This is a genomic window from Anaeromonas frigoriresistens, assembly GCF_016820655.1.
Classification (GTDB): domain Bacteria; phylum Bacillota; class Clostridia; order Tissierellales; family SIT17; genus Anaeromonas; species Anaeromonas frigoriresistens.
On the sequence record NZ_WSFT01000013.1, the window covers coordinates 1 to 19,495 of the forward strand.

Consider the following 19,495-nt stretch of genomic DNA (forward strand, 5'->3'; position numbering starts at 1 on the left):
TTCTTCTCCTGGTCTGTGTAATAGTACTGTCTTAAGTCTTCCAATTTCTGATGTTACTTTCAGGATACTTTTTTCACTCAAACTATTCACCTTCCCCCAAGATATATACAATTAAATTCATTATTTAGAAATATCTAAATTATCTATATTTTGATTATATGCACCATATTTTCATGTGTCAAGGATGTGATTTTGTTTATATATTAGATGAATGAATTTTTATACATTGTCTTTTTATAAAATTCGACAATTTACTTTTCTTTTCTTTGTATATTCTTATTCTCATTTTTTTATCAAATTTTTAAAGGGAATTTCATTATAAATATACATAATATTTAATAAATATTTTTTTAACAAAAAATATAGACTAGTTTACTAGTCTATATAAAGTACGCCTTCATCTCTTGGCTTAATTCGAATATTGAATTATAATTATTTAATGTTTCAGTTCTAATTGCTTCACTTTTATATCCTGGGTAAAAATGAGTAAGGACCAGTCTCTTCACTTTAGCTTTATTAGCTATATCACTTGCTTCTTGTGGGGTTAAGTGAAGTATTTCCTCATTTTTATCCTTTGATAAGATCCCTACTTCACACAAGAATAAATCAGCATTTTTAGAGAATTCTATTAACTCTTCAAAGTAAGCTGTATCGGAAGAGTATATGAATTTTTTATTCCCGGAAGTAGCTCTTATAGCATATGTTTCTACTGGATGTTTTGTTTTAATAAAGTCAAATTTAATATCACCTATATTAATACTATTATCTTCATCTATAAATTTGATTTCAAAACAATCATTATAGTTCATATTCTCTATCAAATATTTATCCCCATTTGCTGTATAAACCGGTACTGTTTTAATATCTTTTTGTATGTTTTTATTTATTCCTAATGCATATTTCATAATAAATATATCGCTTATATGATCACTATGAAGATGAGTTAATATAATAGCATCTAATTTATTAACTGGACAGAACTTTTGTAACCTTGATAATATCCCGTTTCCACAGTCAATCAATATTTTTGTATCTTTATATTCTAATAAATATCCTGAGCAGGCTCCCCCTGCCTTAGGAAAAGGACCATAATTTCCTAATACAGTTAACTTCATTCTCTCACTCCTTGATATTCCCTAGTTTCTTATCTTAAGTATTTTTTAATCCCTTCTATTCTATCAAGGGTAATAATTAAGAAATAAGCAATAACCCCACCTACAACAAACTGTAGTATATTTGCAGGTATACTAAACATTGGTATTATCATATTTCCTTTTAAAAGACCACCGGCAATATAATATCCTACCACCATCCATAAGCCTGACATGAATATACCTATTATTGTGCTAAACTGTTTGAAAAATACATTTTTTCTTTTGAGAAAATAAAAAAACAAAATAACAAATGGAATGATTATCAATGATATACCTAAGTAAGTATTTACTCTTTGAACTAGCTGTATAAATTCTTGAGTATTTTCTAATTCAAGTTCGTTAAGATTAAAAACATTTTCTCCACCATTAGATATATTTGATAAAACCCTATTAAGAACATATCTCAATATACTAACTATAGATATCCATACTATTGTTATGGATATGATAATCAAATTTTTATATTTTAAGTATTCATCTTTGTTTATATCATTTGATAAAAATCCAATTATAGCCCCCATTAAACCTTTTATTATTAGTGTTGGTAATATCCAGTGGTTATAACCTAATATCATATCCGCCATTGCAGATCCTATTCCTCCAGCAACAAGTCCAAATCTCCAACCAAATAAAATTCCTGAAATAAATATTATGCTATCTCCCGCATGAATATATCCTTCAGTGAAAGGTACTGGAATAGGTATAATTATCGTTGCTACAACTACTAATGCTATTAAAAGTCCTTTCAATACTATATCCTTAGTATACATTTTACTCCCCCTCATAGTATATATTTCAATTGAAATTATAACACAATTGTATCCCTTTCAGAAGAGCTATACTATTGATTTGAGGTTTTGTACCGATACACTTATTGTTTTTCTATCATATTTTTATATTCAATTAATTTATGTATTTTTTCTTTTGTTGGTGATTTATTACCATACCTAACTTTTTCATATTCACTAACTATAAATTCTGTTTCATCTATATTACCTCTGTCTTGTCTTAAAAATTCTCTTGGGGTATATTCTTTCTTAAAAACATACCCTTTTTTTATCATAATTAATGATATTTCAATAAATAATTTCCTTACTATATTTAGCTCTTTATGATTTATCCCTTCACTTTTTCTTCCTTTAACCCTGTTAATTATCCCATCTAATATATCTTTTTTCTTTAGAATGAATTCTTTTTCTTCTTCTACAAAAGAATCCTCATCTTCACAAGATTTCTCAATATCTTTTGTTAAACGATAAATAATATATCCAATAACTATTATAATTATTGCTACTGATATCCATCCTATATAAGTAATAATTAGCTGTGCAGTAGGATTTTGATTTACATGTAATTCCACTTCCATTTCTTTTGATTTATCAATTTCCATCTCAGGGACTTCAAATTTTTTATTGACCTTCAATAACTTAAAAAGTTGTCCCAAAAAATATATTATATATGATATTAATAATACTATAGGATAGAATATGGTTTTAACTATTGGTAATGATTTTTCTATTACTAATCTAATATCTAAGAAATCAAATGTAAGATTAGCAAGAATAAAAATCATTAATATAATAAATATATTAGATAAAATATTAAACCTCTTTAAATTTTTCTTTTTATTTATTGAATTTATATTGTTATAGGCACTATACATATTAGATCTTATTGAGTAAATTAATGATATCACTACAAAAATAAAAATATATGGTGATAGTTTGTCTATATACCATCTTAATGATCCTACTATAATATCAATAGAAAATAAAAACCCTATAAAAATTGTAATGATAAATTTTCTAAAAATGTCTTTATTAGTATCTATATCAATAATCAATTTCAATCCTTGCATCCAAATAAACAGATAAATGATAATAAATACTATAGGCATAGCTCTTAAGCTAGTACTAAATATTGCAAATAACGTTGATACTAGTATCCCTAGTATAGGAATTATTTTATTCCTATGATATGATTCCTTAGTTTTTCTAGTTAATTTTTCTCCTGCAATATTACTTAATATGAGAATCATAAATGTAAACATAAGAATTCTATCAATAAATATTTTTTCTGTAACCATTCCAATAACTATTATTGTTAATATAAAATACCTTAAGCCTTCAAAAACAATTCTAATAATTCCATTAGGATCTCTTAAAATTCTAAACATAGGTCTTCAACCTCTCTAGTGGAGTTTAGATTATTATTAGTATAGGTAACTACTCTAGAATTCAACATGGATGTATTTATCCCATCCTTAATTAAAATTAGTTTTATATTATAGCCCATATCTACGCATTCATTTATCAATTCAATAGATCCTTTATTAAGATAAGGTGTTACTAATACAATAGTAGTATAAGTATCATATATATTAATGATATTATCAATTAAACTTTCTATTTTTATTTTAGACATATAAGAGACTTTAGCAAGAGTACCTAATATATTTTCTCCTTGTCTCGGATTTATATCAGGAGTAATTATGCTTAATTTATCATTAATAAAATCATCTGAGTCTAAAATTCCATTAGTAGCAAATCCAATAGGAATTTTAGATTCTATACATTCATTCATAATAGCTGCTGAAATTGTAATTCCATATTCAATTATACCTTCATTTAAGTCCCTCCATGGCTGCTCATCACATTGAACATTTAATAAAACCATTATTGATGCTTCAGAGGTAAAATCAAATTCCTTAACATGTAAATCTCCAGTTTTAGCTGTGGCTTTCCAATCTATTGTATTAAAGCTATCCCTAGTTGTATATTCTCGAACTCCTTTTATATCAATGGGATCTGGTATTATCCATCGTCTTACTGATATCTCTCCTTGGGGGCTATTCTCTTGTATTATTAGTTCATTTATTCTTTTTATCTCAGGATATACAATTATCCTTAAAGGGGAATTTACCTTTAAAATTCCTTTTGAAAAGCCTAGGATATCTCCTATAGTTATCTCTAAATCGTCCATCTTATAGTAGCCTCTCTTATTAATGACAAATCTATTTCTTCTTGTTACTTTTTGAAAAGGAAATAAAGAAGTAATTACTTTATACACATTTGTTTTGATTATTTTTCTATGTTTCATTATTTGATCTTTGTAAATGATAGCTTCCGGGAGTTCTGAATATATTTCAATCCAAGGTAATGGTAGAATTTTATTATTACTTAGTACGGTAGTTATTATAATCTCCTCTTTAGGAAATACAACTTCTTTATCTACATACCTAGTGTAATTAATTTTCTTAATAGAAATTGTCTCCCAAGCCATACCAAATATATAAAATAAAATTATTAATAAAATAACCCCGAATAATGTATTCATTTTTTCACCTAATTCCTTATGTTTTCTGATGGTACTTCTACTTCTTTTACTATTCCCTCTATAATTTGATCAATATTAATACTTGTAAATCTTGATCTTCCCTGAACTATTATTCTATGTCTAAATATAGGCTTAATTATAGCTTTTATATCATCAGGAGTTACAAAATCTCGCCCTTGTATTGCTGCATAGGCTTGGCTACCTCTAAAGAGAGCTTGAGAACCTCTAGGACTAATTCCTAGCTTAATATCAGTATGTTCTCTTGTTTTATGAGTTAATTTCAATATGTAATCAATCAAATCATCTTCTATCTTCACATGTTTAAATAATTCTCTAGCTTTAATGATGTCTTCAGAACCTACTACTGCTTCTATTTCATCTAAAGGATTCTCAGTTTTAAATCTTGTTAAAATCTTAAACTCTTCATCAAAATTTGGATAACCTATATGTAATTTCATAAAAAATCTATCTAATTGAGCTTCTGGTAATGGGTAAGTCCCTGCATTTTCTATTGGATTTTGTGTTGCTATAACAAAAAAGGGCTCGTCCAATTTATGAGTTATGCCATCTACTGTAAGTTGATGTTCTTCCATTGATTTTAATAGACTAGATTGAGTTCTTGGAGTAGCTCTGTTTATTTCATCAGCCAAAATTAATTGACTCATCAATGGTCCTTTTTTAAATTGAAATTGATTAGACTTTTGATTGTAGTAATTTATTCCTGTTATATCCGATGGTAACAAATCCGGTGTAAATTGAATCCTAGAAAAACTACTATTAATTGATTTTGACAATGATCTTGCAAGTATTGTTTTCCCTAACCCAGGCACATCTTCTAGAAGTACATGGCCTGAACAAAGAATAGATACCATTATATAATCAATAATTTCACCTTTTCCTACTATTACTTTCTGTACATTATCTTTAATTTTATTTACTATATTTTTCACTTCTATCACTTCCATAATATACCTCCCCTTACCATTTTAACTATTTTATCATAACCTACAATTATGTTCAATTTTCAGATAATTGTAGAATAAACCCTAAGAACTAATCTGTATTATTTCTTAGGGTTCATTTCTTGATATATATTTTTCGTACCACTATAAAACCCAACAGCTGAGGCCCCTATAAATATGCCAGATAATATCCCTTTTAATAGATTGTCTGGCTCTATATAAAATATTCCAAATACAATACCAAGTATAGTTGAGATTATTGGTCCAAATCTCTTTGGTATACCTATATTTAATATAATAGATGTCAAAAAAATTATAATAGGAACAAATGAAATATCATATATCTCAAAACTCATACTAACATCTCCTTTAATATATTTTATGTAAAAATTTATTAAAGGTTATATCAATAACTAAGCACAAGGTCTATTCTTCTTTTTCTCTTTTAAACACTGATATAACATTTCTTCCACTAGCACTGGTAGATATACCTACCATTTCCCAACCTTGCTCACCTAGCTCATTCATTTTCTTTTCATGATCTTTTGTTAGTACCATTGATGTCATCCCATGTAATCTTAAGTTTTCTACTTTATACTCAAACTTTTTCATTTATATTACCTCCTCTAAATAACATTATATAGAATAATAATAAATATTTAATCATATTTTTTAACAAGATTAAAATTATCAACGAAATAAATCTATATATTTTTGATTTATTTTGGTAATAAATATTATTATTAGCTCAATATTTAACCACTAATTAATATATAATAAAAAATATATTTTTTATTACGAATAGTTATTATACCAAATTATGATATTTACATTTTGTATTCTTAAAAATATAATATAAAGGAAGGAGGATGAATAATGGATAAATATAGAGTTCAAATTGATTGGTTAAATAAATTATATGATGACATTTATTTTAGTGAATTAGAAGATAATGAGCATGCAATGGATATCATTAGTACTTTAATTGCAGATAAAGAAGTAAAACCAATCACCACTGAAGAAAAAAATCTTACTAGTATTATTATAGAAGTATCTGAAGAATTAGCAGAGTTATTTGATAGTGAAGGTTTAACTGAATGTTATAATTTCATTGTTGATAAAATAGAAAAAGTACAAGATGGGGAGCTAGATGAAGCTTTAAGAGAAGAGTATTTTCCTGACTTATTTGATTTAGAGAAGGATACTGAAATATCAGATGATGATTTTGATGAGATTGATGATATGTATGTAGAAGAAGAATCTATTGACCAAGATGATGATACATATATTGAGGAATATCCTGAAGAAGATGATGACGAAGAAAATGATGAATATTAGAAAAGAAATCCTAATTTAAATTAGGATTTCTTTTTTTTCTTCCATACCTTTAATAAATTCTATAGCTGGACATGGCTTATAAAAATATTCTATATTCTGGTTGTTTAAATATAATAATCTGGCAATATTATTTAATTCATTTCCTGTTATGTTTTTAAATTCATAGTTTAGTAATTTATTGATGATATAACTGGCTAATTCATTATCAATCTCGTAAACATCATAATCACTAATTTTAAATGCTCTCCTTAATTCTGCTACCGTAAGGATATCCTTAAGAGCTATATTATATATATTGTTATATTGGCTATCTAAATCTACTACCATTTCTGACCAGTGTTCAAAGCCCTCGTTATTTAGTTTTGGTAAGACTTTATTTTTATCTTCAAAAACTTTAATTAACAATATTTTACAACAATGATTAATAGCTGACTTAGTTATAAACATTTGACACCATTTATCTTCACTTAAATCTTTATTCAATCCGCTCTTCATTCTAAATTTTTTTACTATTCCTCTATTTTCATACTTATATTTCATAATAAAAAAATCAATAAACTCGGTTAGGTCTTTTAATAAATCTTCAACATAAATCATGATATTTCCTCCAATCTTTTTTAATAGTATTATTACCATATATTACATGTTTAATACATTAAAAGAAAAGAGCTAGGTAAAACCCTAGCTCTAATAAATATCTTTTATGTCCTTAGTAGGATGATTTTCATATTTGATCACCTTACCCTCCCAGGTTCTGATCATAATAAAGTCTTTACCTCTAGATAATAAGTACTGAGGTAAAATAGGGGTTTTGCCTTGTCCTTTAGGAGCATTCACAATATAAGTAGGAATTGCCATCCCTGATGTATAGCCTCTTAAGTACTCCATTATTTCAATACCATCATCTACAGAAGTGTTAAAATGAGTTGTTCCCATTACATGCTTAGCATGGAAAATATAATAGGGTCTTACTCTTATCTTTAATAGTTCTTGATTTAATGCTCTCATGATATATTTGTCATTATTAATTCCATTCAAAAGAACAGCTTGATTTCCTAGGGGAATTCCAGCATTAGCTAGTTTTTCGCAAGCTTCCTTGGATTCTCTACTTATTTCTTTTGGGTGATTAAAATGAGTATTTACATATATAGGATGGTATTTCTTTAACATATTGACTAATTTATCGGTTATTCTTTGAGGCATAGTGACAGGAGTTCTTGTTCCTATTCGAATATACTCAACATGAGGTATGTTTTTTAATTCTTTAAGTATCCATTCTAATCGGTCATCAGGTAAAGTTAAAGGGTCTCCTCCAGTAATAAGTACATCCCTTATCTCTTGATTTTCTCTAATATAATCTATTGATTCTTGAATAATATCAGTTGTTTTATGATGGTCCTCATTACCTATATTTCTTCTTCTCTGACAATGTCTACAATACATTGCACATTCGTTTGTTACATTTATTATCAATCTATCAGGATATCTTCTTGTTATACTCCCAGCTGGATTTGTAAATTCTTCAGCCATAGGATCATTATCTCCTATATTATCTGATAGTTCTATTCCTAATGGTATAGATAGCATTCTTATAGGATCATATTTATTATTATTATCCATTAAACTAGCATAATAAGGTGATATGGCCCATCTATATTTCTTACCCACTTCTTCAATTTGCTTTATTTCTTCAGGGGTTAAATCTATTATTTTACCTAATGTCTCTACATCAGATATTCTATTTGATAATTGCCACTTATAGTCTTTCCAATTCTCTTCATTACCTTTTAATACTTTAATTATGTTGTTTTTACTACTATTATATTGACCTTCCAATTCCAGTCCTTTTGGAATAGTATCTTTCACCTTTAAATAATCATCAATTCTTCCCTTTAATTCCTCTGCCCTCTCCAAAGATACTTCCCTCTTTTTGTCTATTTGAGGCATATTATCACTCTCCTTGATTAGAATTTTTTTCTTTTATATGTAATTTTTTCCATGTTAGATGTCAAGTATTAATTCATCATAAAATCTATTTTGTTGTAATATTAATAATTAATAAGTCTAATTGGATGTAAAAGATTAGCTAGTTCGAAATCTCTAGTTAGAATAGTTAAAAAGAACTACTTTATTAATAGAAGTTAATTAATTATATCTTTTATTTTAAATCTTGTCAATTTTGTCCCATTTTATCGGGTTTAGTAAAGATAAAAAAATATTTTATTAAAAGTAAATCTGTATAAAAAGGAGGTAAGATTTATGAAAAAACCATTTTTAATTTTAATAATAATTTTCTTTTTTTCTATTATGGTCATTTTTTTCTTAAATAATAACAATATATTGACAATAAAAAACATTTTAAGCCCATTAAAATTAACAGATGCTATTGTTGATAACTATTTCTCTAATGATATCGAGAAGAAATCGGAGTCTATTAAGCGAATTAAAGAGATTGTTCTTACGGATTTAGGATATGATGATTGGATGGATTACAGTAAATATATGAATATATTAGTTTTTCCTAAGGATATTAACCAAGATAATAATTTGGATGTTATAATAGCTTTAAATCTATCTAAAGATTCAGGTGTTGTAGCAATATATGAAAAGACCAACGAAAGTTATCAATTTAAGGATTCTATAAAAGATTTATCCTATATAGAGTATGTATCTATTTTAACTGCTAATAGTGATATCTTTTTAATAATTGAAGAAGTTATTGATGAAAAACTAGGAGGATACTTTTATGATGAAAGTGTTGTGATATATTATAAGGATGATACATATAAAAGGATTTTTCAGGAGTCTAAAAATTATGAATCTTATTTCTATGAAGGCTGGAAAAATAATGACATTAAAAATCCAAAGTGGTTTAAATTAATAGAAAGCAATTTAATAGATATTGTTCCGGATGACAGCACTATAAGCATTGATGTAAATAAACAATTAGAAGTCTATACTAGTGATGAATCAACTACTTCTATTCCAAGTAATTTTAACCTAAGTGAAGATAAAGAGTTTTCTATAAACTATTATTGGAGTGATAAATATAAATATTTTATTCAACAAGAAGGAAAAATAGTTGACACTGGAGAAATAGTAGGTATAATATCTATTTCTGATCAAAATGTAGACTCATATCTAAACAAAGACAAAGTAATATATAAAATAATAAACGATGCTAGAGATATAAAACTTGAAGATTCTAATAATATAAGGGTATTAGAATAACTATAGATTTACTTAATAGTACAATGAGGTGTTAAGATGACAGAGAAAATTTATTTAAAAAATCCATATTTGATGGAAGTTAATGCAAAAGTTATAGAGAATAAATTTGAAGATAATAAGTTCTATGTAAAATTAAATCGAACTATTTTCTATCCCCATATGTCAGGAGGTCAACCTAGAGATAAAGGTTATATTGATGATATTGAAGTATATGATGTTTATGAGCAAAACAATGAAATTATACATGTATTAAGAGATATGCCTAATAAAGATATTGTTAAATTATCAATAGAATGGGATACAAGATTTAAACATATGCAACAACATACAGGTCAGCATATTTTATCTGCATCCTTTGATAAATTACTGAACTCTAAAACATTAAGCTTTCATATGGGACAAGACATAAACTATATTGATATTGATACTCAGTGTTTAACTCAAAATGATATAGATAAAATTGAATCCTTTGCTAATAAAATAGTTTTTTCTAATTTTGAAATACAAAATTACATAATTAATAAAGAAGAATGTTCTAAATTACCTCTAAGAAATTTACCAACAGTGGATGAAGATATAAGAATAGTAGAAATAAACAAACTAGATTTCTCCCCTTGTGGCGGAACTCATCATAGGAGTACTGCAGAGGTGGGTATCATAAAAATAATAAACTGGTACAAAACAAAAAAGTATCATAGAGTTGAATTTGTATGTGGTGTAAGTGCCCTTAACGATTATAAAGAAAAAAATTATTTATCTCAAAAAATATCAAAAATTTTACAAGTAAATCAAAATAAAGCTATTGAAACTATAAGTAGAATAAATACAGATATTGATAACTTAAAAAAATCTAATACCATACTTAAAACTAAACTCCTATCATACAAAACAAATTGGTTGATTAATAGTTCAGTTAAATATAAAAACATTAAAATATGCTCCGATATTGTAGATGATTTTGATTTAAATGAAATTAGAAAGTTAATTAGCAATGTAACCAATTATAACAATTATGTAGTTATTATTGGAATAGAGTCAGAAGATAAGTCAGAAATTCTGCTAGGTAAATCTGATAATGTGTCCATAGATATCAAAGGATTATTTGATACCATATTAACAAAAATCAATGGTAAAGGAGGAGGAACTCCTTCAATTTGCCAAGGGGGATGTAATGATCCTAAGATTGTATATGAAGCTTTAGAATTTGGACTTAGCTTAATTAAAGAGGAAATAGACCGAAAAGAAAATTAATTAATTTTCTTTTCGGTCTATTTTTAAACCCTTATCTATTTTTCATGAATTTTTCTATATCTTCAACAGTCTTAATGATATCTTTGGATAGGTTTTCGCATCCATCTTCTGTTATTAAGACATCATCTTCTATTCTTATTCCTATACCTTCTTCTTCAATGTATAGACCAGGTTCAACTGTTATTACCATACCTGGCTCTAATTTTTTATGATAACTCCCTACATCATGAGTATCTAACCCCATATAATGAGATACAGAATGATAATAGTATTTTATTATTTCTTCGTCTTTATCTATTAAACCTAACTTCTTAGCTTCTTCTATTAAAATTCCCTTTGTAAAGTCATTCAATTCTCTTAAAGTCATTCCTGGTTTTACTTTATTAATTGTATCAACTTCTGCTTTTAAAACTGCTTCATACACTTCTTTTTGTCTTGAACTAAAAGTCCCACTAATTGGAAATGTCCTAGAAATATCAGAACTATAATAATTATGTTTAGCTCCTAGATCAAATAGAATTAAATCTTTATCTTTTATTGTACTATCGTTTTCTTCATAATGAAGTACAGTAGCATTATCACCAGAAGCAGCAATAGTTTTGAATGCAAAATCTTTCGCTCCATTTTGTTTAATTATAAAATCAAAATATGCTTCTAATTGATACTCATACAAGTCAGGTTTAGCATTTTTCATTAAACCCTCAATTCCTTTTTTAGTTAAATCAATAGCTTTTCTTATATTTTTTATCTCTTCATCAGATTTTATCATTCTCATATCACTTATCTTATGATAGATATTTTCTATATTGATATAAGGATAATTATCTCTTAGTTTATTGGCAAGTATTAAAGATTGACTTATATCCCCTTCCCATTTTCTTTTCTCTAAATCTAAATAAATATTATCAATTTCTTCTCTAATAAAAGTTGAAGCCATATGACTTTCAAAATCTTCAAGAAACATAATATTGTTTATGCCACTAACTTCACTTACTTTATCTTTTCTCATCTTTTTGCCAATCCACTTTTCTATATCTGGGTTTGGTTTTTCAATATATACTTTTTCTTCAATTTTTCCTTTGATTTTTGAAATTATCAAAATAAATTTTTCTCGATTAAGTCCTGTCATATAATAATAATTCATGTTTGGAATATACTTATAATTTTCATCAGCACTCTTTCGGGGAGCTTCTCCAGCAAATAATACTAATAAAGAATTATCTCTAATATCTTCCACTAATTTTTTTCTATTATTAATAAAAAAATCTTTGTTCACATTAAAACCTCCTAAATTAAGATTATTATAAATGTATTCTATTTTATATAGATAAATCCTTTATTTAATACAACTCAATTTACAAATAAATTTATATTTAATCTGTCCTTTTATTTTTCCTTTTTTTATAATCACTATAGTTTAATATAAAAAAAGAGTATTCTACTAATAAGATAGCCCCTGTTAGAAAAGCCATATAAACACCATAAATCATTTTCTTTAAAGATTGGTTTGATGATAATAAAAAATTTATCATTCCATCTGCTAAAAAATAGATTGCCAATAATGTAATAATTATGACTATAGCTCTAAATATCAGATTCCTGTTCAATATAATAAAATTTCTTGAAGTCCTAATAATTATATAACTGAAACTAAATATGTACAGAATATTATATATGTAAAATTTCTGATCTACTAAACTTCCTAACCTAAATTGATACATACTATAAAGAAATATAATAAATCCTAATATTCTTAACAATATTCCTAAAGGAGCTACTTTTTTAATTTTAGTTGATTTTTTCATTAGTTTTACCTCCATATCTTTGTAAATATTATTATAGCATATTATGCTATAATAATATTTTTACTTATAAATTTAATTTTCTTCTATTTTATGTTATAATTATTTCGGCAATATATTTAAAAGGAGAATGATTATGGGTTTATATGGAGAATGGACAGCTTTAGTAGAATCGAATTCTACGCCTCAGCAATATGAAGAATTTTGGAAAGAGTATCTTCCACAGGAACAAAAAATATATGAACAAATATTATCCAATAATAGTAATGTAATAGAAGGGACTATGAAGGACTTAGCTGATAAATACAGTGTAGAAACAGTTCTTTTCACTGGATTTGTGGATGGTCTAAATACTAGTTTAAACAAAGAAGTAGATATGGATTCCTTAGAAGAGGATAGCAATGTAAAATTGGATATCAATTTTGAAAAGCTATATTATAATATGCACGAAGCTAAAGCAAAATGGCTCTATAAATTACCTCAATGGGATGATCTTCTATCAAAGGATCAAAGAAAAGAAATCAAAAAACAGTATGATAAGACAGTAATTGTAGTTAAAGAAAATAAGATTGGTAGAAACGATCCATGTCCTTGTGGCAGTGGTAAGAAATACAAAAAATGTTGCTTAAATAAATAACAAAGAATAAAGATGGTAGGATATATCCTACCATCTTTATTATAATAAACTCAATCCTTCTTTATTTAATTCTTCTTCCCTATCTTGAAGACCTTTAATAATAATATTTAAGTGGTCATTCATATCTACTCCTAAATCTCCGGCACTTTCATCTATTTGATCTCTATCCACTGCTGCTGCAAAGGATTTGGTCTTGAATTTCTTTTTAACCGACTTAGGTTTCATTCCTTCTAATTTAGTAGGCCTTACTAATGCACAGGCAACAACAAAACTTGATAATTCATCTACAGCAAAAAGTGTTTTTGCCATAAGACTATCTCTACTTTCATCTTTCACCGCATGTCCTTTTACTGCCATTATTAAATCTTCAGAATATCCATTTTTTCGAAGTATTTCGAGACCTTTATAAGGATGGGTTTCTGGATACATTTCAAAATCAATATCATGCAACAGACCACAAATGGACCATTTCTCTATATCTTCATTAAATTCTTTAGCATAGGCTATCATACTAGCTTCTACTGCTAGACAATGTTTAATAAGACTATCCGTTTTTACATATTCATTAAGTAATTTAAAAGCTTTTTCCCTATTCATCTAATTACCTCCTATAAAAATTTAATCTTACACTTGTTGTTCAAGAAATGGCTGATACATCATCAAGGCATGATTTTCTGTTATATATTCATCATCTATCACATCACCTTCTAAATCATACCTTTTACGATATATTAGATTATGTCTTACATAATCTACCCAATGTTCATGGGTAATTTTATGTTCCTTTTCATAAATCTCATAGTTATATAGTTTTCTTCTATTACTTCTTATCTCTCCATGAAGATATTCCACATCCATATATAGAACTATCTGATACTCTTCATCAGTATCATTATATAACTGCAAATCCCTATAATTATATACGCAGGTAGCACCACTGCCAAAGGGCTGTGTGCGATTTGAATCAGGAAACACATCATAACTATGTCTATATCTTTCAGTTATTTTTAACGGGGAATGTAAGGTAATCCAAAATATCAAGTTTGATAATTGACATAATTCTCCCCCCTTATAAAAAACAACCTATTTACTATATTTCTATTAATGTCACTAATTTCCTTTAATATTCAATAAATTTTTCATTCGACAAATTATTACAAAAATAGTCAAAGGTATTTAGATTATTATATAGAATATACAATATAGGGATTGGGGATTAATATAAAACTAGCCCATCAGTTAAGTTTAACTGATGGGCTAGTTTTTATTTGTATTCTACTCTACTTTTATACCATATATTTTATTTCCTCTAGAACCTACTATTATCATATCATTATAAAATATAGGACTGGCTTCTATATTCATTTCAAGATCAATATTGGTAATTCGATCTCCTGTTTTTCCATTAATCAACCACATTCTTCCTAAAGAGTCACATTGAATTAAATATCCTTTACCTTCATTGTTATAGAAAGATATAGGGGATGACCATGGGTAATTTTTCATATTCCATCTCCACATTTCTTCTCCACTATTCTTATCTACCGCTACCATAATCCCTTGATTTGCTTTATTTACTCTAGCCACATTATAAACAACTAGATTTTCCATATCTTCGTCCCCTAATACAGCAGTACTATATATACCACCATTAGAATAACTACCTCCAGAAAAAACATCGTATTTATTTTCCCATAGGACGTCACCAGACAATCCATCTAATTTCTTAAAATATGCACCTTTTGTCTTATTCTGTTGCTTATCAAGTTCAGAGCCAATATATAAAAATGGTTTGTCATTTATCACCTCTAAAACAATAGTCGTATTTGTATCATCTTTATTCATACCATTCCACACCCATTTAGGCTCCATTGTAGATAAATCGAAGCAAGTTATATTGCCACTATTATCAGGCCAATATATTAGGTTTTTATATCCAGATATAGAGCTTTCTATACCAGGATAATAACTGCCTTTTACTTGATACTTAAACTTTATTATTTTAGGATTTACATTGATTTTTGAAGTTTTAATGTCAAAATCTGTATTTAACTTTACTATATATAATAACCCATTTTCTCCTCCTAGAACCATAACATCTGATTCTTTAATAATTAATGGTGAACTGTCAAAAGCACCCCATTTTCTTATAGCAAAATTATCTTTTCCATTAATAAAGTGTAGTAACTTTCCATCTATCAAGCTATAAATTCTATATCCTATGCTACCAACTTCCGGTACTCCTTGACCTACATATAATAAAGGATACCCTCTAGGATCTAAAGTGACTGTGCCTTTAATTGGATTTCCTATGTCTATAGGTTTTCTAGTCTCTTCTCCAGTATCTAAATCAATAAAATATATTTTACCATCTAAAGAGCCAATAATCACTTCACTAAAATTCTCTTTGTTCTTAAATTTATCCTTAATATTCATTATGTTTTTAATATCTCTCTCCCATTTAATAACTGTAGGTTGACCGGTCCATCCAACTCCTCCACCCCATGGTCCAAAGTTTTTGTTATGATTTCCTGTAACTAAAGATGTTTCAAATGTCCAAGCTTTTTTTAATGTTTCATCTTCCATATTACTGATATTAAAAGATGATAGATCTCTTAGGTTATTACCCCTAAAACTTAATATGCCTTCAATATTTGTATAATTATTTGATATTCTAATATTTCTATTATCATTTATAAAAGTATCCAGTATACTTTCATTTTCAAAAGAATAAACCATTTGGTCTATGCTATCATCTTGCTTTAAATCAATATTAGAAGAACTATTTCCCATTATCCAATTAAACTTAAGTTTCTTTCTATAAGATATACTTTCAATCAAAGTATCTTCCTTTAAAATTACAGGGTGTTCTTTTGATGCATTTAAATATAGCCCCTTATCTATAAATAAAAAACTAAAGACTAATGATAATATAATTATAAGTATTTTTATGCTTTTCAAAGTTATCCCTCTTTCAACATTTTTATAATATATATTATTTAAAATGCTAAAATAGACTAACTTGTCTCTAATTTTTATTTATGGCCTATTTACTAATATTGTTCAGTACTGATTTTTTTTGTATATTTTCTTCCTTTGGAACTTTTAATAGAATCAGTCCCCCGATAATAAATAAAATAATGATGCTAAATACTCCGTTATTTGTTTTGCCAGTAACCTGTGTTATAAATCCTACCAATAAGGGACCCATGATAGCTGCAAATTTACCAAAAATGTTATAAAATCCAAAAAATTCATTAGAATTTTCTTTTGGCACTAATTTCCCAAAATATGACCTACTTAATGCTTGAATCCCACCTTGAGAAGTACCCACTAACATTGCTAATATCCAAAAATCCAAGGCACTATCTAAAAAGTATGCATATATACATATTATTATATAAACCACAATTCCTACATATATCATTTTCCTAGCTGTAAATTTTTCAGCTAATTTCCCATATAATATTGCAAAAGGGAAAGCTACAAATTGAGTAACTAATAATACTACTAATAGGGTTGTTGTTCCAATTCCTAAATCTGCTCCATAGGAGGTAGCCATCTTTATGATAGTTGACACCCCATCAATATAGAAAAAATATGCTAGTAAAAAGATAAATAATTGTTTGTGTTGTTTTATATTTTTAAAGGTATTATAAAGTCTAATAAAGCTCTTTTTTACTGTATGCTCTTCCTTCTCAATTCCATGAACCTGTTTAACATTTTTTATCATAGGAATACTAAATAATCCCCACCACAAAGCAGTAATTATAAATGCAATTTTACATGCTGTTGCTATATCAATAGGTATTTTATTAAATTGTGCTAATATAACAATTGTCATAGATACAATAAAAGGAATAGTGCTTCCTATATAACCTAATGCAAAACCTAAAGTAGATACTTTATCCATTTTTTCTTCAATAGTGACATCAACTAAAAAAGAATCATAAAATACATTTGCCCCTGCAAAACCTATTGAACTAAGGAGATAAAAGAACAACAATACTATCCATATACCACTAGTAACAGTAGCTAATCCAAGAGTTGAGACTACCCCTAAGGATACAAATATTATAAAAATTATTTTTTTATATCCTTTATAATCTGCTAATGTACCTAATATAGGAGCTAATATAGCTATAACAAGGGTAGCAAGTGCATTTGTATACCCCCAATATACAGTTGATAATGAAGCCTTTTCCCCTGCATCTACTAATATCATCTTAAAAAATAAAGGTAATATAGTAGAAGTAACAGCAAGAGTGTATGCAGAATTAGCCCAATCATACATTATCCAACTTTTTTCTAGCTTATTAATTTTATTCATAATATACCCCCCATTTTTATTAATCTAGAATTTCTTCTAATACTCTTCCATCGATATTCTCTAATTCAAACCCTAGTAATCTAGAGAAGGTACCTCCTTGATCGACTAGACTCATATTATCTATTTTAACACCAGGCTTTATTCCTTTTCCTTTAGCTATAAAAACAGTAGTATAGTCTTTTTTATAAGGTGAGTATCCATGGGTAGATAAAGTTATGTGAGGAACGTTACCTACATCTTCAATTTTTACATTTTTTATAGGTTCACCCCTATGAGAATCTAAAAAATAATAACCTTTTTTTGCTTCTAACATAAAATCACACTCACTATCTGCTCCTAAATATGAAGCCTCTTCTGATGTGAGAATTTGTTCTATACAATTATACTTTGAGTTAAACTTTTCTAATATTTTCTTAATTTTATTCTTCATTTCACTATCATTATTCTTAGTATAAATGTAAGCCGAACCACCACAATTTTTCAAAATTGCTTTCCATTCTTTTATTTCATTTTTACTATTTACTTTAATAAAACCTTCCTCTTTTAAAACAACGTTGAAATTAATTATTTTATCTTCATTTAAGCTACTATGATCCCCTAAGATAACAAGTGTACTATCCTCATCCATATCAGTTTCCTTTAAACAATCTAATATCTCTCCTAATCTTTTATCATGTCTTAGTAAAGAATCCTTTGCTTCCTTTGAATCAAATCCATGGTAATGCCTTTTTGTATCTAAATCTGTAAAATGAGCCATAGTTATATCTGGTTTTTTATTTGTTAAAGTATTAATTAAACATTTCTGGATAAAATTATCTAATTCAGGTTGAGACTTTCCTTTTCTAATATTTCCATACTTATGATTCATCCCTATCTGATACATAGGACTTCCATTCAATAGAGATACAATGATTTGATTTTGCCATGGTCTATTTGAAAATATCTCTGGCATATTATATTGAATTTTGGATTTGCCGGTAACTGGCCATAATAAAGCTGCTACTTTCATCCCATTATTAATGGCTATATCATAAAATGTTTGAGATTTTATATAGCTTCTTTGCCAATACCAATCTGGAGAAATTCTATTGGGTTGTATCAAAGTATTATTTATTATTTTATGATTTTTAGGATGTTTACCAGTAACAATACTAGCATGGGCTGGATAGGTGAGGCTTGGATATATACTATATACATTTCTACAATAGGATGAGTTTTGGATAAACCTTTTAAAATTAGGTAAGGTATTGATATACTCAAAGTCTAAAGTGGATAGTCCATCAAAGGATATAATTATTAAATATTTCGTTTTTCTTTTCATAAATCCTCCTCCTGAAAGTTATAATAAAAATTAGCCTTAAGTAATTATATGCTAATACTTCTTTTGCTAATATTTGAATAAATAATTATTAACTATATAATTCTTCATCATGTAGTCATATCCTTTTAAGTAT

General features: G+C 27.2%; 19 protein-coding genes and 1 pseudogene. 4 read left to right on the forward strand and 16 right to left on the reverse strand.

Annotated elements, in window-relative coordinates; all coding sequences use genetic code 11:
- Nucleotides 1-380: 380 nt before the first annotated feature.
- The 7 genes from GOQ27_RS01450 to GOQ27_RS01480 all read right to left on the reverse strand — a co-directional run bounded on the left by GOQ27_RS01450 (nt 381) and on the right by GOQ27_RS01480 (nt 6,064).
- The gene (locus GOQ27_RS01450; RefSeq protein WP_203365038.1) at nt 381-1,115 is read right to left on the reverse strand and encodes an MBL fold metallo-hydrolase; all 735 of its coding nucleotides are present in this window, start codon (nt 1,113-1,115) and stop codon (nt 381-383) included.
- 29 nt (nt 1,116-1,144) lie between these two features.
- On the reverse strand, nt 1,145-1,924 hold the full coding sequence (locus tag GOQ27_RS01455; RefSeq protein ID WP_203365039.1) for an ECF transporter S component: 780 nt from the start codon (nt 1,922-1,924) through the stop codon (nt 1,145-1,147).
- Between the two features lie 101 nt (nt 1,925-2,025).
- Nucleotides 2,026-3,330, reverse strand: coding sequence for an energy-coupling factor transporter transmembrane component T family protein (locus tag GOQ27_RS01460; RefSeq protein ID WP_203365040.1), 1,305 nt, complete (start codon nt 3,328-3,330; stop codon nt 2,026-2,028).
- The gene (locus GOQ27_RS01465) at nt 3,315-4,490 is read right to left on the reverse strand and encodes a DUF58 domain-containing protein (protein ID WP_203365041.1); all 1,176 of its coding nucleotides are present in this window, start codon (nt 4,488-4,490) and stop codon (nt 3,315-3,317) included. The genes GOQ27_RS01460 and GOQ27_RS01465 overlap by 16 nt, the downstream gene beginning before the upstream one ends.
- Before the next feature lie 8 nt (nt 4,491-4,498).
- Complete coding sequence (locus GOQ27_RS01470; RefSeq protein WP_203365042.1) at nt 4,499-5,455, reverse strand: AAA family ATPase; 957 nt, start codon at nt 5,453-5,455, stop codon at nt 4,499-4,501.
- A gap of 98 nt (nt 5,456-5,553) precedes the next feature.
- Nucleotides 5,554-5,808, reverse strand: coding sequence for a hypothetical protein (locus GOQ27_RS01475; protein WP_203365043.1), 255 nt, complete (start codon nt 5,806-5,808; stop codon nt 5,554-5,556).
- A 70-nt stretch (nt 5,809-5,878) separates the two neighbouring features.
- Nucleotides 5,879-6,064, reverse strand: coding sequence for a DUF4177 domain-containing protein (locus GOQ27_RS01480; protein WP_203365044.1), 186 nt, complete (start codon nt 6,062-6,064; stop codon nt 5,879-5,881).
- 264 nt (nt 6,065-6,328) lie between these two features.
- On the opposite strand from GOQ27_RS01480, the gene GOQ27_RS01485 reads away from it, so the two are divergent.
- Entirely contained in the window at nt 6,329-6,790 is a 462-nt protein-coding gene (locus GOQ27_RS01485; RefSeq protein ID WP_203365045.1) for a hypothetical protein, read from the forward strand.
- A 15-nt stretch (nt 6,791-6,805) separates the two neighbouring features.
- Here the strand turns inward: GOQ27_RS01485 and GOQ27_RS01490 are convergent, their stop codons facing one another.
- Both GOQ27_RS01490 and eam read right to left on the reverse strand, forming a co-directional pair.
- Entirely contained in the window at nt 6,806-7,387 is a 582-nt protein-coding gene (locus GOQ27_RS01490) for a hypothetical protein (protein ID WP_203365046.1), read from the reverse strand.
- 90 nt (nt 7,388-7,477) lie between these two features.
- Nucleotides 7,478-8,737, reverse strand: a complete 1,260-nt coding sequence (gene eam / locus GOQ27_RS01495; protein ID WP_203365047.1) for a glutamate 2,3-aminomutase — start codon at nt 8,735-8,737, stop codon at nt 7,478-7,480.
- A gap of 312 nt (nt 8,738-9,049) precedes the next feature.
- Between eam and GOQ27_RS01500 the strand changes: the two genes are divergently transcribed.
- Nucleotides 9,050-10,021: a hypothetical protein gene (locus GOQ27_RS01500; protein WP_203365048.1), complete on the forward strand. Its 972-nt coding sequence runs from the start codon at nt 9,050-9,052 to the stop codon at nt 10,019-10,021.
- 36 nt (nt 10,022-10,057) lie between these two features.
- Nucleotides 10,058-11,272, forward strand: a complete 1,215-nt coding sequence (locus GOQ27_RS01505; RefSeq protein WP_203365049.1) for an alanyl-tRNA editing protein — start codon at nt 10,058-10,060, stop codon at nt 11,270-11,272.
- 31 nt (nt 11,273-11,303) lie between these two features.
- Here the strand turns inward: GOQ27_RS01505 and GOQ27_RS01510 are convergent, their stop codons facing one another.
- Together GOQ27_RS01510 and GOQ27_RS01515 are read right to left on the reverse strand one after the other, a co-directional pair.
- On the reverse strand, nt 11,304-12,548 hold the full coding sequence (locus GOQ27_RS01510; protein WP_203365050.1) for an aminopeptidase P family protein: 1,245 nt from the start codon (nt 12,546-12,548) through the stop codon (nt 11,304-11,306).
- Nucleotides 12,549-12,645: 97 nt separating this feature from the next.
- Entirely contained in the window at nt 12,646-13,077 is a 432-nt protein-coding gene (locus tag GOQ27_RS01515; RefSeq protein ID WP_203365051.1) for a hypothetical protein, read from the reverse strand.
- A gap of 133 nt (nt 13,078-13,210) precedes the next feature.
- Here GOQ27_RS01515 and GOQ27_RS01520 point away from each other — a divergent pair, with 133 nt between their 5' ends.
- Nucleotides 13,211-13,711, forward strand: coding sequence for an SEC-C metal-binding domain-containing protein (locus GOQ27_RS01520; RefSeq protein WP_203365052.1), 501 nt, complete (start codon nt 13,211-13,213; stop codon nt 13,709-13,711).
- Between the two features lie 39 nt (nt 13,712-13,750).
- Here the strand turns inward: GOQ27_RS01520 and GOQ27_RS01525 are convergent, their stop codons facing one another.
- The 5 genes and pseudogenes from GOQ27_RS01525 to GOQ27_RS01545 all read right to left on the reverse strand — a co-directional run bounded on the left by GOQ27_RS01525 (nt 13,751) and on the right by GOQ27_RS01545 (nt 19,362).
- Nucleotides 13,751-14,308, reverse strand: coding sequence for an HDIG domain-containing metalloprotein (locus GOQ27_RS01525; RefSeq protein WP_203365053.1), 558 nt, complete (start codon nt 14,306-14,308; stop codon nt 13,751-13,753).
- Between the two features lie 27 nt (nt 14,309-14,335).
- Nucleotides 14,336-14,767, reverse strand: a pseudogene (locus GOQ27_RS01530) (VanW family protein); the annotation flags it as partial.
- 219 nt (nt 14,768-14,986) lie between these two features.
- The gene (locus tag GOQ27_RS01535; RefSeq protein ID WP_203365055.1) at nt 14,987-16,672 is read right to left on the reverse strand and encodes a PQQ-binding-like beta-propeller repeat protein; all 1,686 of its coding nucleotides are present in this window, start codon (nt 16,670-16,672) and stop codon (nt 14,987-14,989) included.
- Between the two features lie 85 nt (nt 16,673-16,757).
- Nucleotides 16,758-18,041, reverse strand: a complete 1,284-nt coding sequence (locus GOQ27_RS01540) for an MFS transporter (RefSeq protein ID WP_203365056.1) — start codon at nt 18,039-18,041, stop codon at nt 16,758-16,760.
- A 19-nt stretch (nt 18,042-18,060) separates the two neighbouring features.
- Complete coding sequence (locus tag GOQ27_RS01545) at nt 18,061-19,362, reverse strand: alkaline phosphatase family protein (protein WP_203365057.1); 1,302 nt, start codon at nt 19,360-19,362, stop codon at nt 18,061-18,063.
- Nucleotides 19,363-19,495: the final 133 nt, after the last annotated feature.